The organism is Kocuria sabuli (assembly GCF_040981185.1).
In the GTDB taxonomy this organism is placed as follows: domain Bacteria; phylum Actinomycetota; class Actinomycetes; order Actinomycetales; family Micrococcaceae; genus Kocuria; species Kocuria sabuli.
In genome coordinates this window covers 356038-373197 of sequence record NZ_JAVHZE010000001.1, presented here as the reverse complement: position 1 = coordinate 373197, position 17160 = coordinate 356038, and the positions used below count along the sequence as shown (strand labels likewise).

The 17160-nt window shown below is 69.6% G+C and carries 11 protein-coding genes; 7 read left to right on the top strand and 4 right to left on the bottom strand.

The window, feature by feature from the left end:
• Positions 1-42: 42 nt before the first annotated feature.
• Positions 43-2112, bottom strand: a complete 2070-nt coding sequence (locus tag RE027_RS01710; protein WP_368806500.1) for a DUF6541 family protein — start codon at positions 2110-2112, stop codon at positions 43-45.
• 141 nt (positions 2113-2253) lie between these two features.
• Between RE027_RS01710 and RE027_RS01705 the strand changes: the two genes are divergently transcribed.
• Complete coding sequence (locus RE027_RS01705; RefSeq protein WP_368806499.1) at positions 2254-2919, top strand: glycosyltransferase family 2 protein; 666 nt, start codon at positions 2254-2256, stop codon at positions 2917-2919.
• 40 nt (positions 2920-2959) lie between these two features.
• Positions 2960-3376 (top strand): DUF2304 domain-containing protein, encoded by a 417-nt coding sequence (locus RE027_RS01700; RefSeq protein ID WP_368806498.1) that lies wholly within the window; start codon positions 2960-2962, stop codon positions 3374-3376.
• Between the two features lie 15 nt (positions 3377-3391).
• Here the strand turns inward: RE027_RS01700 and RE027_RS01695 are convergent, their stop codons facing one another.
• The 3 genes from RE027_RS01695 to RE027_RS01685 all read right to left on the bottom strand — a co-directional run bounded on the left by RE027_RS01695 (position 3392) and on the right by RE027_RS01685 (position 8156).
• Complete coding sequence (locus tag RE027_RS01695; RefSeq protein ID WP_368806497.1) at positions 3392-4339, bottom strand: glycerophosphodiester phosphodiesterase family protein; 948 nt, start codon at positions 4337-4339, stop codon at positions 3392-3394.
• 453 nt (positions 4340-4792) lie between these two features.
• Complete coding sequence (locus RE027_RS01690; RefSeq protein ID WP_368806496.1) at positions 4793-7069, bottom strand: DUF3376 domain-containing protein; 2277 nt, start codon at positions 7067-7069, stop codon at positions 4793-4795.
• Between the two features lie 136 nt (positions 7070-7205).
• On the bottom strand, positions 7206-8156 hold the full coding sequence (locus RE027_RS01685; protein ID WP_368806495.1) for a glycerophosphodiester phosphodiesterase family protein: 951 nt from the start codon (positions 8154-8156) through the stop codon (positions 7206-7208).
• 364 nt (positions 8157-8520) lie between these two features.
• Between RE027_RS01685 and RE027_RS01680 the strand changes: the two genes are divergently transcribed.
• From RE027_RS01680 to RE027_RS01660, 5 genes are all read left to right on the top strand, one after another.
• Positions 8521-9783, top strand: coding sequence for a TadA family conjugal transfer-associated ATPase (locus RE027_RS01680; RefSeq protein WP_368806494.1), 1263 nt, complete (start codon positions 8521-8523; stop codon positions 9781-9783).
• Entirely contained in the window at positions 9780-10637 is an 858-nt protein-coding gene (locus RE027_RS01675) for a type II secretion system F family protein (protein WP_368806493.1), read from the top strand. The genes RE027_RS01680 and RE027_RS01675 overlap by 4 nt, the downstream gene beginning before the upstream one ends.
• Positions 10634-11515: a type II secretion system F family protein gene (locus tag RE027_RS01670; protein WP_368806492.1), complete on the top strand. Its 882-nt coding sequence runs from the start codon at positions 10634-10636 to the stop codon at positions 11513-11515. The genes RE027_RS01675 and RE027_RS01670 overlap by 4 nt, the downstream gene beginning before the upstream one ends.
• 360 nt (positions 11516-11875) lie before the next feature.
• Entirely contained in the window at positions 11876-12232 is a 357-nt protein-coding gene (locus RE027_RS01665; RefSeq protein ID WP_368806491.1) for a trypco2 family protein, read from the top strand.
• 51 nt (positions 12233-12283) lie between these two features.
• On the top strand, positions 12284-16555 hold the full coding sequence (locus RE027_RS01660) for a trypsin-like peptidase domain-containing protein (protein ID WP_368806490.1): 4272 nt from the start codon (positions 12284-12286) through the stop codon (positions 16553-16555).
• Positions 16556-17160: the final 605 nt, after the last annotated feature.

The window sequence follows — 17160 nt, the reverse complement described above, 5'->3', positions numbered from 1 at the left end:
CTCCTCCGGGAGCCGGGCGGCCCGTCGTCGTGCGTCCGGAGGTCAGGGGGCGTCGCAGCCGACGACCTCGTAGAGCGCCGCCTCGCCCTCGCGCTCGACCAGCGCGAGACCGGGGGCGGCCTGCGGGTCGACGGCGTTGATGCCCGAGTAGTCCCGGGCCTGACGGGCGTCGGGGATGATGAACTGCGTGCCGAAGTCCAGGACCCACTGCACGTCCAGCTCCTCGGCGGCCGCGCAGGCCGGGCTGTCCGGGACGGCGCCGCCGATCCCCGTCGCGAGCGCGTGCAGCTCCGGGTCCAGCGCGCGCAGCTCGGTGGCGGGTGCCTCGACGTGGTACTGCGTCACCGCCCGGTCCGAGACCGCGTAGGCCAGGGAGCCGCCGTTCCACGGATTGACCGCGATGACGTCCCCCGGCTCGGTGAGCTCGTCGAGCTCCTGCAGCAGCTCGTACTCCTCCCGGCTGAGGATGCTCTCCGGGCCCTCCCACGCGTAGTACTGCTTGCCCCACCGGGTCGCCTGCGTCAGGGAGTCGACCTGGGAGTACGGCACCGCGAGGGCCAGCACCACCAGGGCCGCCACGGGATAGGCGGCGAGGCCGGCCCGGGGACGGCCGGCGAACGAGGCCAGGCGCGCGGCGCCGGCCGCGAGGCCGCCCGCCACGTGGGCGGCGCCGAGGGCGACGAGGGGCACCGCCGTCATGGGCAGGGTGGCCGCGAGCCGGTACGAGTCCGTGTACCAGCCGCCGACGAGCCACTGCCGGGCCGGGCTCTCCTCGCCCGCGGCGGCCACGGCGTAGAGGTAGGCGAGCACCAGGTGCGCGACCACGAGCCAGCGCAGGCTCCGCCGGGTCACGGCGGCGTAGATGCCCGCCCCGGTGAGCAGCACGAGGACCCAGGGGACGTCGTCCCGGCCGTTGGCGCCGTAGAGCAGGGCCTCGCCGACCGCCCGCGCGAGGGTGGTGGACGGCTCCCACACGAAGGACGTGGTCAGCACGTTCCACAGCAGCAGCCACACGGCGACCAGGACGGCCGCGAGCGCCACGAGCCCGAGCGACCGTCCCCGGCGCCGGGCACCGGCGGCGGCCCGCAGGCCGAGCCACCAGGCCGTGGCCGTCAGGGGCACGGCCACCACGAGCAGGGCCAGGAACGCGTTGGGCTGGGAGACGAAGAGCGCCCCGAGACTCACCAGGAGGCTCGCGGCCAGTCGGATCCGTCCGGCCGCGTCCGGGGTGCGGGCCGTCCGGTCCGCGCTCACCCCCGGGCCCAGCAGCCGCACGAGCAGGCCGAGGGACACCGGGGCGATCGCCAGGGCCAGGATGTTGGGGAACAGCGGACCCCACGCCATCAGGCCCAGCGGGAAGACGCTGAACCCGGCGGCGGCCGTGCCGGCGGCCACGGCGGCGACCGGGGAGGGACCGACGAGACAGCGCACGAGGAAGATGCACGACGCCGGCCACACGAGCCCCGCCACCGCGAGCAGGGTGAGGTTGTGGGCGACGAACACGCTGTCCCCGGTCAGGGGCACCACGAGGGACGCCAGCTGGTGCCACGCCGCCGGGTACAGGGCGACGGTGCTCTCCGGGTCCACCATCCGGTTGAGGGTCAGCGTCGAGCCGCTGCCCGTCTCCACGACGTAGCGGATCGCGTTGAGGTGGAAGATGTTGTCCCAGCGCTGGGCCATGGCCTCCGGTGCGCCGATCACGGACGCCATCCGGCGCACCAGGAGCACCGTCCCCACCGCGAGTCCGGCCGCGGCCCCTGCCGGGAACAGCCAGCGGCGGCCGTCGCCGAAGCGCGCCTCCGGATCCTCCGGGGAGGCCGCGGCGTGGGCGCCGGGCGCGTGCCCGCCGCGGGGGAGCGGCCGCCCCACCAACCACGCCAGCGCGGCCAGGGCCACGGCGGCGAGCACCTGGGAGAGCACGCCGTACGGGACGCCCACCAGGTCCAGCACCACGCCCGTGAGCCCGACGACGGCGACGCTGAACGCCGGCGCCGTCAGCAGCATCCGGCCCCCGCGCTGGCCGAAGGCCCACAGCAGGGCCAGGCCGGGCAACCACAGGAACGCCAGCAGGACCAGGAACGCCGGGAGGTACGGCCACCAGTCCGTCAGCACGTCGGTCCTGCGGATCTCGGCCTGGCAGCGGGCACGGTGTCGTCCTCACGGTGGGGGGAAGGGTCGGCACGATTATAGGGGCCGCCCCGCGCCGGACCGGGCCCGACCGGCGGGTCCGCCCCGCTGTGCGAGAATGGCCGGGTGAGTCGTTCGTGGATCGTCATGCCCGTGTACAACGAGGCGGCCGTCGTGGGAGAGGTGCTGAAGGAGCTCCGCAGGACCTTCCCGCACGTCGTCTGCGTCGACGACGGATCCTCCGACGACTCCGCCCGGATCTGTGCCGAGGCCGGCGCCGTGGTGGTCCAGCACCCCATCAACCTGGGCCAGGGCGCGGCTCTGCAGACCGGCTTCGAGTACGCCCTGCAGGACCCCGGGATGGACTGCGTGGTGACTTTCGACTCCGACGGCCAGCACCGCGTGGTCGACGCGTGGGACATGGTCCAGCGGATCCGCTCCGGCGAGGCCGAGGTCGTGCTGGGCTCCCGCTTCCTCGACCGGCGCACCCAGGTCTCCGCGCTCAAGCGCGTGGTGCTGCGCACCGCGGCGTTCTTCTCGAAGCTCTCCACGGGCATGGACCTCTCCGACGCCCACAACGGGCTGCGCGCCATCGACCGGGGGACACTGTCCCGGATCCGGCTGAGCCAGAACCGGATGGCCCACGCCTCCGAGATCGTCAACCAGCTCGCCGACATCCAGCCCCGCTGGGTCGAGCACCCGGTGCAGATCATCTACACGGACTACTCCAAGTCCAAGGGCCAGTCGCTGCTCAACGGCGTGAACATCCTCGCCGAGCTGTTCGTCAAGTAGCCCGCACCACCTCCGCACCACCGAAGGGAAGAGCCGTCCGATGATCTACGCCGTGCAGATCCTGCTGGTCCTGGCCGTGGGCTACGGCGCGCTCGCGCTGATCCGCGGCGGGGCCAACGCCAAGCACCAGGCGATCCGCCGGGTCGTCGGGCTGGCCTTCTTCGTCTTCGCGGCGCTGTCCATCTTCTTCCCCGACCTGCTCACGGGCGTCGCCCAGTTCTTCGGGATCGGCCGCGGCACGGACCTGGTCCTGTACGGCTTCGTGGTGATCTTCATGATCACCCAGGCCACCTCGGCCCTGCGCCACCGCCAGCAGGAGGTCAACGTGACCCGGCTGGCCCGGCACATCGCGGTGACGGAGGCGGAGCACCCGTGGGCGCCGGCCCCCGCCCACGCCGAGCGGGCCTCGGTGCGGGGTTTCGCCGCGTCCTCCCCGGCGGAGCGCCCCGCCGACTGACGGGCCCGGCGCCGGTCAGCCTCCCCGGACCACCCGGGAGAGCACGTCGGGGCGGTCGGTCATGACGCCGTCCACGCCCCACTCCAGCAGCCGGCGCATGTCGGCCTCCCGGTCGATGGTCCACGCGTCCACCCGGAGACCGGCCTGCTGGGCGCTCCGCACGAGCCCCGGCGTGAGGACGCGCAGCCCCAGGAGGGTGTCGGGCACCTGCAGACCCTGGAAGGGGAGGGCGTGCCGGCCGTGCAGGCCCAGGAGGCACAGCAGCCGGAAGGCGGCGAACTCCGTGATGGCGGCCGCCGTGGGGACCGTCCCACCCGAGGCCTGGCGGAAGCGCCGGATCGAGGCCGTGCGGTTCGTCGCGACGAGCGTGCGCTCCTCGGCGCCGGCCGCCCGGATGGTCCGCCAGACGATCTCCTCGGCGCCCGGGCGGTTGCCCTTGAGCTCGATCGCCACGCAGCGGTCGGGATACGCGTCGTAGACCTCCGCCAGCGTGGGCACGCGCACCCCGCGCCCCCGCCACGGGAACGTCCTGCCGTCGGGGGTGAACGCGTGCCCGGCGTCCAGGCGCTGCAGCTCCGCGGTGCTCATCAGGGCGACGGCTCCGGTCCCGTCCGTCGTGCGGTCCACCGTGAGGTCGTGCATCAGCACGGCCGTGCCGTCGGCCGAGGCCTGCACGTCGAGCTCCAGCACGACGTCGCCGAGGTCCGCGGCCGCCCGGAACGCCTCGAGGGTGTTCTCCGGGGCGATCTCGGCGCCGCCGCGGTGGGCGAAGTTGGCCGGCCAGCCCGTGGGCACCGGGGCCTTCGGGCCCGGTGCCGGGTCCTGCACGTGCCGGCCGAGCACCGCACCCGCCGCGCTTGTGAGCAGGTTCCCGGTGTAGGGGACGGCCGCGCGGAGCAGCGCCCGCCCGCGGGCGGCGACGTCGGGGCGCGTGCCGTTCCGCTCGATGGTCGCGTGAGTCACGGGGGTCCTTCCGATCGGGGACGGCCGCCGCGGCACGGGCGGTGCCGCGGGGCGGAGCCCGGTACGGGCCATGTCCGCATGCTCACAGTACGGCCGTGGCGGCGCGGTGCGCACGCCGACGACGGCGGCCCTGTGCGGGGCGGGGCGGAGCGGTGCCGGAGGAGCGTGGCCCCGCACCGGCCACAGTGCAGAGTGGTCGCATGGAGACACGGCCGTCCCAGGGCCTCCTGGGCTCGTCCAGGCCGAGGCGGGCGGGCTGCTCCGACGCCCCTCTCCGGGCATGGTGCGGGCCGCACCGACCGGCTGTCGGGACGGTCGGACCGGGGAGGCGATCCTGTCCGCTGTCGTGCACCCGCCGGCGGCCGAGCTGCTGGTGCCCGAGGGTATCGCGAGCACGGCCACCGGCGGGGCCCGGGCCCAGCGAGAACTAGGGACCCCTCTGGAAGGCCGTCCTCAGAGGTCGAGCAGCCGCTCGACGCGGCGACGGACCATGCCGCGAACCGGCCAACCGTAGATGCGAGCGCCGCGGGCCAGGGCCCGGGTCCTCAACGGCGCCCTCCGCAGGTCCTTCGCCCGCCAGGTCGGGTCGGCGAAGGCGCGGGCCACGTGCTGGGTCCGGGCCGCGCCGGGCGACGTGCCCGCCACGAGCGTGACGGCCTGCTGCCACAGCAGCTGCGCGGCACGGCGCCGCTCGGTCCGGCTCATGTGCCCCAGGAGGTCGGCTCCGGACGTACGGTCGGCCTTGGTCACCGCTCCGCGCAAAGCACGCTCGCTGCTGTCCTCCGCGGCCAGGATCGCGCGGGCCAGCTCCTCCTCGAGGCGCTGCGCCTCGTCCGCGTCCACCGATTCCAGCAGGTAGTCGCACAGGGCGCTCGCCCCGTCGAGGCGGCCCCACAACCAGTCGGCGCTGCGTCCCTCCTCGCTGGCGAAGGCGCCGAAGTGAGCCCACCGCTGCCCGTACAGTTTGCGCTCCAGCCAGTCGCGCTGCTCGGCGACCTTGCCGACGGGGAGGAGCGGACGTGCTGCCGGGGTGATCTGACGGTAGCGGAACGTGGGCTCGTCCCCCTCGGAGTTGGTGCTCCACGCGAGGACGCCGCTGACCACCTCGACGGCAAGGGTGAAGTCGATCAAGGCGGCCGCGTCGACGTCCTTCAGCATGGGCAGACGGGCGATGGCCCGCGCCGCGGCATCGACGGTCTCCCGGATCTCGGTGTCCATGGCCAGGGTGTAGAACTCGTTCAGCCGGTGCGCTCGGGCCGTGGAGGTCGACGGGAGCTCCGCGCGCAGGTGCGCCTCCAGCTGTTCCTCGAGCCGGGCGATGCGTCGCTGTGCCCGGTCGACCTCGGCGAAGGCGCGCTGCATCGCTGCGCCGGGCTCGCCGTGGGTTCGGGAGTAGGCGACCAGGGCCCGCCCCCACCAGCGCAGCACTCTCTCCGCGGTGGCCAGTCCCCATCGCCACCGGTCCTCCGAGTACGGGAGGCAGGTCGGCACCGGGTGCAGGTCGTCGGGGTGGAGCTCGGTGGGCACGGGCAGCGCGAAGCGGATGCCGGCGTCGAGCGATGCGAGCCAGTGCTCCACTGCCTCGGCGCGGGAGAAGCGGTACGTCCGGAACCACTGGTCCGCGGCCAGCACGGCCTGGGACGTCTCGATGTACGCCGCGGGATCAGGGGAGCGCAGCAGCCGGACGACGGCATCGTGCGGTGCCGACACCGTGTAGCCCATCCGTCGGAACGCGTCTCGCAGGCCCTCGAAGTCCAGGCGCTGGTCGGGTTCGCGGGCCGCGCTCACGACCCGGCCCAGGACCTGGGCGGCAGCAGGGTTGTCCCCCAACTCCTGAGTGGGGCCCGTGACCCCCGGTGAGGGCGTCACGTACAGCAGGACCCGATCGAAGGGTGCTCCGACCGGCCGTTTCCTCAGCACCTCCATGAGCGGGCCGAACGGAGCGTTGTCGAGGACCCCGCCGTCGATGAGCAGAGAAGTCCTCTCCGCTCCGGAGGGTGAGATCTGGCACCGGTGCAGCTCCTCCGACTCGCTCACGGGCTCGAAGGCCACCGGGAACGAGGCCGAGGCGCGGGAGGCCAGGGCGAGGCAGCCGCGCCGGTCGACGAAGTCGTCCTGGACACGGTGCCGGTCGTCCGTGCGGCGTTCGAACCGGAAGACGCGGCGGCTGTCCACCATGGAGCCGTGGGCCTCGCCCTCGAGGTGGATGGGCACCGCGGGAGCGTCGAGGGCTGTCGCCGTGACGAGGAGCGTGCAGTCCTGGGGCTCGGTCACGGTGGGGTCTTCGGCCAGCCCGCTGATCAGCTTCTCGACCTCGTCCTGAAAGAACTTCCCGTCGAGCATGGAGTTCAGGGGCTCGGCGCGCCTGGCGGTGCGTCTCGGCGGTCGGCGCAGGAGCTGCCCCGGTCGCAGGGCCGCGACGTCGGACCAGGTGCGCTCCATGTCGGGGAGGTCCTTGCCCCCGGCGATGGCCGTGGCGATCAGCGTTCCGTTGATCCCGCCCGCGCTGGTGCCTGCGACGGTGTCGACGACCGCTGTCCGCGAGGCCTTCTCGAGGATCTTGCCCCACGCGCTGTGCACCGCGGCCTCGGCCCGGTCAGTCGGGGGTGCCGCGCCGGACGAGGCCAGCCGGAGCCGGTTGAGCTCGTGCGTCACCCCGCCCATCCAGACGGCGAGGCTCACTCCGCCGTTGAGGACCAGCGCGAACCGCGTCTCTCGCTGTGCGTCCATCTGCGTGCCTCTTCTCTCGTGCTGCTCTTACCCTGTGGCCCTGTGGCCCTGTGGCCCTGTGGCCCTGTGGCCCTGTGGCCCTGTGGCCCTGTGGCCCTGTGTTCCGGTGGCAGGTGCCGGGACCGGGGCGGCCCGGTCAGCTCCGGCCGAGGACCCCGGCCAGGACGTCCGGCCGGTCCGTCATGATGCCGTCGACGCCCCAGTCCAGCAGGCGGCGCATGTCGGCCTCGTCGTCGACCGTCCACACGTCGACCCGGAGCCCCGCCTCGTGGGCGCGGCGGACGAGGCGCGGGGTGACCACCCGGATGCCCTTGTAGACCTCCGGCGGCTGGAGCGCCTGGAAGGGCGGGTCGTAGACGCGGTGCAGGTGCAGGAAGCTCAGCAGCCAGAACACGGCGAACTCGCCCACGGAGGCCGCCGTGGGGACGGCCCCGCCGGAGGCCCGGCGGAAACGCCGGATCGGGGCCGCGGTGTTGGTGGCGACCAGTGTGCGGTCCTGGGCGTCGGCGGCCGCGACGGCGCGCCACAGGGCCTCCGCGGCGCCGGGCCGCTCGTCCTTGAGCTCGATGACGACGGGACGGTCCGGGTGCTGCCGATAGACCGCCTCGAGCGTGGGGACCCGCACACCGCGCCCTCGCCAGGGGTGGTCCGGCACGTCGTCGGAGGGGAACCGGTACCCGGCGTCCAACCGCTCCAGGTCGGCGCGGCCCTTGTGGGACACCGCCCCGGTGCCGTCCGTCGTGCGGTCCACGGTGGGATCGTGGATCACGACGACCTCGCCGTCCGCGCACGTCCGCACGTCGAGCTCGAGGGTGATCTCCCCGAGGCCGACGGCTTCACGGAAGCCCTCGAGAGTGTTCTCGGGCATCAGCGCGGCCCCGCCCCGGTGGGCGATGTTGACCGGCCAGCCGGTCGGCGTGGGAGCCTGGGGCTGCTCGGCCCGGTGGAGCCGGCGCAGCGCCAGGACCGTTCCGGCCACGCCCGCGCACAGGCCCACCGCGAAGGGGACGGCACCCAGCCGGATCTCCCAGAGGTTGTCGGCCACGACGGCGCCGGGGCCGTCCTGTCTGATGATCGCGTTGCTCACGATGACACCCTCCGCTCGTGGACAGTCACCGCGGAGGGGCTGCTGACCCACCGCGGGCATCCGTCACCAGCAGGATCCGCGGAGCGCGTTACTGCGGCGTTATGGCCCCCGGTCCAGCAGCCACGATGACGCGTCCGCCGTGTCGAGCAGGGCGGAACGCACGGAATGTTTCATGACTGAGCATGCTGTGACGGCATGTGTGGTTCGCCGACGGGAACAACGCCGCAGGTCAGCTCCGGCTGTCCACAGGACCCGTCAACCTGGTTGTCGGCGCGGGGGCGGACTGGCCTATGTTCCTGTGCATGCGCTCCGGGGGGAGCGCCGCCGGTGCGGTTCCCGTGCCGGGCACCGCGCAGGGGGTCACATGGCGGCACTGCTCTCCGAGGACGCGCTCGGGCTCGTCGAGGCAGAGGTGCGCGAGCTGATCCGGCGCCGCGGGCTGGACCCGGTGCTGGAGCTGGAGCGGACCCGGGCGCTGGTCGACGACGCGGTGCGCGACTACGACCAGCGCTCGGCGCGCGGGGTCCTGCCGGCCCTGACCGACCTGGAGGCCGCCCGCCGGGTGCTCCTGGACCTCGTGGCGGGGTTCGGGCCGCTGCAGCCGCTGCTGGACGACCCGCGGGTCGAGGAGATCTGGATCAACGGGCCGGCGGAGGTCTACGCCGCCCGCGGCGGGGAGTCGGAGCTGACCAGCCTGGTGCTGACCGAGGCGCAGATCCGCAACCTGGTGGAGCGGATGCTGAAGTCCTCCGGGCGCCGGCTGGACCTGTCCTCCCCGTTCGTGGACGCCGCTCTGCCGGACGGCTCCCGGCTGCACGTGGTGATCCCGGACGTGACGCGCAAGCACTGGGCGGTGAACATCCGCAAGTTCGTGGCCCGTGCGCGGCGGCTGGACGACCTCGTGGAACTGGGCTCGCTGCCGGCACGGGCCGCGCGCTTCCTGGACGCGGCGGTGGGCAGCGGCTTGAACATCCTCGTCTCCGGCGCCACCCAGGCCGGGAAGACGACGCTGCTGAACTGCTTGTGCGCCTCGATCGGTCCGCGGGAGCGGGTCGTGACGGTCGAGGAGATCTTCGAGCTGCAGGTCCCCCTGCGCGACGTCGTGGGCCTGCAGTGCCGCCAGCCCAACCTCGAGGGCACCGGCGAGATCCCCCTGCGGCGCCTGGTCAAGGAGGCCCTGCGGATGCGCCCGGACCGTCTCGTGGTGGGGGAGGTGCGGGAGGCCGAGAGCCTCGACATGCTCATCGCCCTGAACAGCGGGCTGCCCGGGATGTGCAGCCTGCACGCCAACTCGGCCCGGGACGCCGTGACCAAGATCTGCACCCTGCCGCTGCTGGCGGGGGAGAACATCAGCACGGGCTTCGTGGTGCCCACGGTCGCCTCGTGCTTCGACCTCGTGGTGCACTGCCACCGGGACGCGGGCGGCCACCGCCGCGTGAGCGAGATCCTCGCCATCGGCAACCGGGTCGAGAACGGCGTGATCGAGACGTATCCGGTCTTCGCCGAGGACGACGGAGGGCTGCGGGCGGTGGCCGCCGAGGCGCCGGCCGCGTGGAAGTTCGAGCGGGCCGGGCACCGCGTGCGCGAGCTGCTCGCCGAGGACGGCCCCCGCGGGAGTGCCCGATGAGCGCCGTGCTGGGCGTGCTGCTGGGCGCGGGCGTGTTCCTGCTCTGGTGGTCCTGCTGGGCGGAGGAGGCACCACGGGCGGCCGGTCGACGCCGGCCCGGGCGCCTGCGCGAGCTGCTCCTGCGGGCGGACCTGGCCCGGATCAGCCCGGCCGGCCTGCTGGCCGCCTGCGCCGCGGCGGGGGCGCTGGGCGGGCTGCTCGCCGTCGCCGTCACCGGTGCGCTCGTCCTGGGCCTGTGCGCGGCCCTCCTCGGCGCCTGGGTCCCGGCGGCGGTCGTCCGGCACCGGGCACGCAGCCGGGCGGTGGTGATGCGGGAGGTGTGGCCCGACGTCGTCGACCACCTGCGCTCGGCGATCCGGGCCGGCATGTCGCTGCCCGAGGCGCTGATCCAGCTGCAGTACCGCGGCCCCGAACCGGTGCGACCCGCCTTCGCCCGGTTCGCCGCCGACTACCGGGCGTCGGGCCAGCTGCAGGGGGCGCTCACCCTGCTCAAGGACCGGCTGGCCGACCCGGTCGCGGACAACATCGTCGAGGCCCTGCGGGTGACCCGTGAGGTCGGCGGGACCGACCTCGGCCGGCTGCTCGGCACGCTCTCGGAGTTCCTGCGCGAGAACGCCCGCACCCGCGGCGAGCTGGAGGCCCGCCAGTCCTGGACGGTCAACGCGGCCCGCCTGGCCGTGGCCGCCCCGTGGATCGTGCTGCTGCTGATGGCGACCCAGCCCGCCGCGGTGCGTGCCTACGACACCCCGGCCGGAGCGCTCGTGCTGCTCGGCGGCCTGGCCGTCTCCGTGGTCGCCTACCGGCTGATGCTGCGGATCGGCGCGCTGCCCGAACCCCAGCGGGTGCTGCGATGAGCGCATCTCCCGCCCTGCTGGTGCTCCTCGGCCTGATGCTCGCCGCAGGGCTGTGGCTCGTGCTCACCGGGACCCGGACGACCGGCGGCCCGTCCTTCGCAACGCGGATCGCCCCGCAGCTGCGCTCCGTCGAGGTCGAGTCCGCCCTGCTGGCCCGACCGGGGCACCGCCCGGCCGGGACCCACGAGCGCCCGAGCGCCGTACTGGGCTCCGTCCTGCGCGACCTGGCCCGGCGGCTGCTCCGGCACGCCGGCCCCGCAGCGGGGCTGGAGCGGCGGATCGCCCGCGCCGGGTCCGTCACCACGGTGGCCGACTTCCGCGCCGAGCAGCTGCTGTTCGCGACGGGAGGCCTGCTGCTCGGCGTCCTGCTGGGCCTGGCCGCCGCGGCCCGATGGGGCACGGGCGCCGGCGGTGTGGTGCTGGCCGCGGCCGCCACCGCGGCCGCCGGTCACCTGCTCCGCGACCACCTGCTGAGCCGGCGGATCCGGGCACGGGAGACCCGGATGCTGGCCGAGTTCCCGGCCGTGGCCGAGCTGATGGCGCTGTCCGTGGGTGCGGGCGAGAGCGCAGTGGGCTCGCTGGAACGGGTGTGCCGGGTCGCGGACGGCGAGCTCACGGCCGAGTTCCGAGAGGTGCTGGCCCAGACGCGGTCCGGAGCCGGGCTCTCCCACGCCCTGCAGGACTTCGCGGCGCGCACACCGGTCGCCCCGATCGGACGGTTCGTCGACGGCATGGTCGTCGCGATCGAGCGCGGCACGCCCCTGGCCGACGTCCTGCGGGCACAGGCCCAGGACGTGCGCGACAACGACAAGCGCGAGCTGATGGAGGCCGCCGGCCGCAAGGAGATCGCCATGATGGTCCCTGTCAAAATCGACTAGAGGTCTTACCTGTCCAGCCAGTCCAGGACACACGGTTGCAGGCGATCTCCACTTAAGGCGAGCCACCAAGACGTGTTGTGCGCCCTGCCGCGCATTTGGTCTCCAAACTCGGCCCCCACCCAAGAGAACTGTGATCCCGGGCGTTGTCCTCACTCTGATCGAAGAGAGAACTTGTCCCCAGCAATCGTGTGGGCGAAACACTGTGCCCAATATGTTGAACCCCTAGTCTGCCCACATTGGGGCTCGTACGGTGACTTTCACGTGCAAGATTGTGTAAAGCCCAGCTTTAACCTGTGTTTGATGCCAGGTACGTGTGAGCGGATTGGAGTGCTGGCCGTGGAGTCGAGGAATGACCAGTCTGTGGAGGCCAAGGGGTTGGCAAGCAAGGTGGGGTTGGCGCAGGCGATCGAGGCACTGCGGGCTGAGCTGACCGAGGCGATGAATCTGGCACCGGAGGAAGGAGTGCGCTTCGAGGTGGGGCCGGTGGAGCTGACGGTGGAGGCGGCGGTAACTACGGCCGGTGGGGCCAATGCGGGGATTAAGTGGTGGTTGATCGAGGCGGGAGCGGAGGTGTCGCGAGAGTCGGTGAGCACTCAGACCCTGCATTTGACGCTGCAACCTGTGCGGATGGAAAAGGACGAGCACGGCATCTTCCGGAAGGTTGACTTGCAGATCGCCGGGAAGATGCGCCGACGGCAGGCCTCGCCTGCCGGCTAATTCCATATCGAGCTTCAGATTGATTGGGCGGTGGGGATGGAATCGCACCGGGTGGCATACGTCTGGGCCCAGAACGAGACTGAAGAGGACGTCGTCTCGGTGGGCTCGGGGCTGTTGGTGGGCGATGGGGTGGTGCTGACCGCCGCTCACGTGGTGCCTGGTCGTAGGTGCAAAGTGGCTGTGCTGGATGGAGAGTTCGATGCCGAAGTGCTGGTGCGCTCGGAGGACCCGGCGGTGGATCTGGCGGTGCTGCAACTGATTGATGCCCCCTCAGTGCATGGGTTGTCCTATGCGGGGATGAATCGAGAGGTCATCGGAGAGATCACGGGGTGCCGGGCGGTGGGTTTCCCTCACCTGAAGGGCGACCCGCAGGGTCGGCGACGCAGGGTACAGGTGGGCGGGTTCGTGCCTACAGCCGAGGGCGATGTAGCCGTGGAGGGCCAGGGGGTAGTGCCAGGGTTGTTCGCCCTGAAGATCACCGACTCCACTGCTAGGGACGCCCCGGAGGTTTCGGACGAAGAGTTCCCAGACGAGGTGACCAGTCCATGGAGCGGGATGTCGGGGGCGGTGGTGTTCACCGCCGACGACAGGGTGCTGGGCGTAATTAGGCATCACAGCGCACCGGAGGGCACCGGGGTGCTGGCACTGACACCGGTAACCGCCATCGACGGCCTGCCAGCCGAGGTTGCCAGACAATTTCGGGAAGCATTGGGCATCGTTACTACTCCCGAGTTGCCCCTATTGCCGTCCATACCAGTTGGTGAGACTAATCTTCGTCACGTGTTCGCGGCCCTACTGCTCAGTGATGATTATCGTATTTTTAGAGGCCGTCGGGATGCGACTGCACAAATTGAGCAATTTTTGGCGGGCCCTGGGGGAACCCTGGCGATCACTGCCCCAGCTGGTCTAGGTAAGACCGCACTTTTGGCCCATCTTGTTCGCTCCAACCCAGAACGGTATGGCTACCACTTTTTCACGGGTCGCTTTGATCAAGGCCAATGGTTAGACGAGGCGTTCTTTTTGCGGTCCCTCATGGAGCAGGTGGAGTTCGGTCAACCAGTTGCACTTGGCAATGAGCACGACCTGCCGAGCCTACGAGCCCGCTTTCGACGCTTCCTGAGCACCCCTCGACTAGGAGCAGCGGTGTGTGTGCTCGTGGACGGGCTTGACGAGGTGCAAAGCTGGAAACCCTCCGACTACTTCGGCTTCCGAATGCCTGAAGGAGTGCACGTGATCATCTCCTTCCGCGACACCGGCCAGGATTGGCGAGCCGAATACAGGTTGGCGGACGCAGACCACTTGCCGCTGGATGGGTTGGATGAATTAGCTGTGAAGGGGATCTTCGCCGCCACGGGACGGCATGCTAGCAAACTCATCGAACAGCCGGGTGCGCTGCGAATGGTCATGGATAAGGCCGCATACACCTCAATCGGTGAGGACTCGAAGGTTGCGCCCACGGTGCATGGGGCCGATCCTCTTTACGTGCGCTTCCTGGCCGAAGACGCCAACACCTACGCCTACACCAAGTCCGAGCTGGCAACCACGCCACGAGGCCTGCCTGGGTATTTGGACAAGTGGTGGGACGAGCTGGAGGACACCGCCGAGGGCATGTCGATCGGCGACTTGCTTGACATGTTGACTGTGGCTAAAGGCCCTTTAGATCGCGACGATCTCACTGCGGTGATCCCTAACCTTTTTTTCCGGCCGGACGACCGACGAGGGGACCACTTTGAGCGAAAGGTGCTACCCCGGATCCGTCGCTGGGTCAGCGGCAACGGCAGGGTCGGCTACTGGCTCTCCCATCCCCGGCTCGGTCAGCACGCGGTCAATCGAGCTACCCAAAATAAATCTGCAGGCTTAGAGCCAGCCAGAAAAAAACTCCTTGACCACTGCCTGGCTTGGGAAACAAACGGTAGCCGTTACGCGCTGGCCTACCTTCCGCTCCACTTGGCGGATTCCGACCCAAGGGGGTTGCTGAATCTTTACACCACCATGCCTTACATAGAGCATGCGGTCCGTATCCTAGGTGTGTATCGTTTTGTTTCAACTTTGCAGTCAATTTGCCAAACTAATCTCATGCCAGATGGCATGGCGGAAAAGTTACGTGAGCTATTGTGGCTGTTCGAGCTTGAGTCCCATCGTATGCGCCGCCCTCCATACCCCGTTCAGATACCGGGTTATGTGGCACGTCAAACGGCTCTTAGGGCGATTATTCTTGATAATTCTTTACTGCTGAATCATGCGCAAAAATATCTGACTTCGTTGTCACCAGGGCAATTCATTCCACAGTGGTCTACCGACCACGCAGATCCCGCATTGCTTCGAGTCCTCGCAGACCGCACTGCCGCGGTCCTGGCTGTGGCAGTGTCTCCGGAGGGTTCACGAATTGTGGCAGGAAGTCGAGACGGAGCGGTCTGTGTGTGGGACGTGCATACGGGGAAGCAGCTACATGTGCTACAAGGGCACATTGGCGCGGTGGTGGCAGTAGCAGTTTCAAAGGACGGATCCCGGGTTGTGACCGGCGGCCGGGACGGCACGGTTTATGTGTGGGACTTGAATACTGGGAAGCAGATGCACGCACTGCGCGGGCACGCCAGCCCGGTGGCGGCGGTGGCAGTGACGCCGGATGGGTCTCAAGTGGTAACCGGTACCGGGAATGGGGTTGTGCGGGTGTGGAAGCTGATCGATGCGCAGCAACTACATGTGTTGCATGGTCACACCGGTGAAGTCCATGAACTCGTGGTGACGACGGACGGGTCGCGACTGATAACAGGAAGCTTGGACGGGACGGCGAGGGTGTGGGATCTGGATACCGGAAAGCTCGTGCATGTCCTGTATGGCCACGCTGATCGAGTAGCGGTGGCGGTGACGCCGGATGGGTCCCGGGTGGTGACCGGCGGTGGGGATGGGACAGCTCGGCTATGGGACATAAATAGCGGTCAGCAGGTATATGCGTTGCGGTGGCACGCCGGCGAGGTGCATGTAGTGGCGGTGACGCCGGATGGGTCCCGGATGGTGACCGGCAGCCGGGACGGTACGGCGCGAGTGTGGGAACTGAGTAGCGGCAAGCAAGTGCACGTACTGCGTGGACACACCAATCGAGTGTCCTTAGTGGCAGTGACGCCGGATGGGTCCCGGATGGTGACCGGCAGCCGGGACGGTACGGCGCGAGTGTGGGAACTGAGCAGCGGCAAGCAGTTGCGCGTACTGCGCGGACACGCCGATCGACTGACCGTCGTGGCGGTGACGCCGGATGGGTCCCGGGTGGTGACCGGGAGTCAGGACGGCACGACACGCGTATGGGAGCTAGCCGCTCCTCAACTTCCCTCTCTGACCATCGGTCACGCCGAGCGCGTGACTACGTTGGCAATAAGTCCAGACAGGTCCAGGGTGGTGAGTGGAAGCTGGGACAGGACGGCACGAGTTTGGGACCTGGATACCGGGAAGTTGGTGCAGACTCTGCATGGACATGCTGGCCCGATAATGGCGTTAGCTGTGACTCCGGACGGATCCCAAGTGGTCACCGGCAGTCGAGACTGGACGGCACGAGTTTGGGACCTGGATACCGGGAAGTTGGCGCAGACTCTGCATGGACATGCTGGCCCGATAATGGCGTTAGCTGTGACTCCGGACGGATCCCAAGTGGTCACCGGCAGTCAGGACAGTACGGCACGAGTCTGGGACCTGAGAAGCGGGAAGCAGATCCACAAACTAGAAGGGCATGTCGATTGGGTCGTTGCGCTGGCTGTGACTCCGGACGGATCCCTGGCAGTGACCGGCAGCCGGGACAGTACGGCACGAGTCTGGGACCTGGGTACCGGGAAGCAGATCCACAAACTAGAAGGGCATGTCGATTGGGTCGTTGCGCTGGCTGTGACTCCGGACGGTTCCCAAGTGGTGACCGGCAGTGGGGATATGACGGGGCGGGTGTGGCGGTTAGACACCGGAAGGCAGTTGCATCTGTTGCAGGGACATGCTGGTCCGGTGGTGACCGTGGCTGTGACACCGGACGGTTCCCGGGTAGTGACCGGCAGCCGGGACGGGACGGGACGAGTGTGGCAGGTAGGCACCGGAAGGCAATTGCATCTGCTGCAGGGACATGCCAGTGAAGTACATGTGGTGGCCGTGACGCCGGACGGATCACAGTCGATAACCGGGAGTTGGGACGGGACAGTGCGCGTATGGGACCTCGCTCTGGGTACACAGCAACAAGTTGCAACCATCGAACACGCGGTCATGTGTTTGGGATTGTGTCAACAAGGTAGGGGCCATGGGGTAACCCTGGGCGATCAATCGGGAAACCTTACACATTTCAGGTTTTAAAATAGCGTGCTACCTGAGTCACTACACTGAAATTGTCGCTCACCTTTAATTTGATACTGAGATGGAATTCCAAGGACGCAGAATTTTTCAATCCGGGCTCTGTTGACACACAGACCTCGTAGCCCCGAAAGTACTGCTGCCTCGGGCGGCCCGGGACAAGGCAGCGCATCCACCCGGGAGTTTTTCCTCGACCCCTTTTGATCGTCCGTGTGTGCTCGTCGTGGTTTCCTTCCCGCTCCCAGTTTCGTTCCTGATCGTCCGCGGTAGTGCTCGAGCCTGTGCGAGGCGCTGGGGGCGGGCGTCCGTGGTGGTCGCCCGCCCGTCCCTCGGTCGGTCAGTAATACTCACCACGGTTCTCGGCGATGGTTTGCGCAACACGGGTGTCCTGCGAGCCTCCGGGCGTGGCATTGACGTGCGGCAGAGGTGCGGGCGGTGAGCTCCGCCCCGGTCGTGACGAGGTGAGAGATCATGCCGCGTATTAGCGCGTAGCTGTGCATCCTGGCATCGCGGCCGTGCTCGCCGTACATAACGGGGATTTCTAGGAAGTGCGCAGGCTCCCACGCGTCAAGCCAGGTCCAGTACCAGTGGGGGACGTCATTGGATTC

What these genes read in the sequence shown, in the direction of transcription:
- RE027_RS01700 (WP_368806498.1), top strand. Translation starts at nt 2,960, where the DNA reads ATGATCTACGCCGTGCAGATCCTGCTGGTCCTGGCCGTGGGCTACGGC.
- RE027_RS01690 (WP_368806496.1), bottom strand. Translation starts at nt 7,069, where the DNA reads ATGGACGCACAGCGAGAGACGCGGTTCGCGCTGGTCCTCAACGGCGGA.
- RE027_RS01680 (WP_368806494.1), top strand. Translation starts at nt 8,521, where the DNA reads ATGGCGGCACTGCTCTCCGAGGACGCGCTCGGGCTCGTCGAGGCAGAG.
- RE027_RS01675 (WP_368806493.1), top strand. Translation starts at nt 9,780, where the DNA reads ATGAGCGCCGTGCTGGGCGTGCTGCTGGGCGCGGGCGTGTTCCTGCTC.
- RE027_RS01670 (WP_368806492.1), top strand. Translation starts at nt 10,634, where the DNA reads ATGAGCGCATCTCCCGCCCTGCTGGTGCTCCTCGGCCTGATGCTCGCC.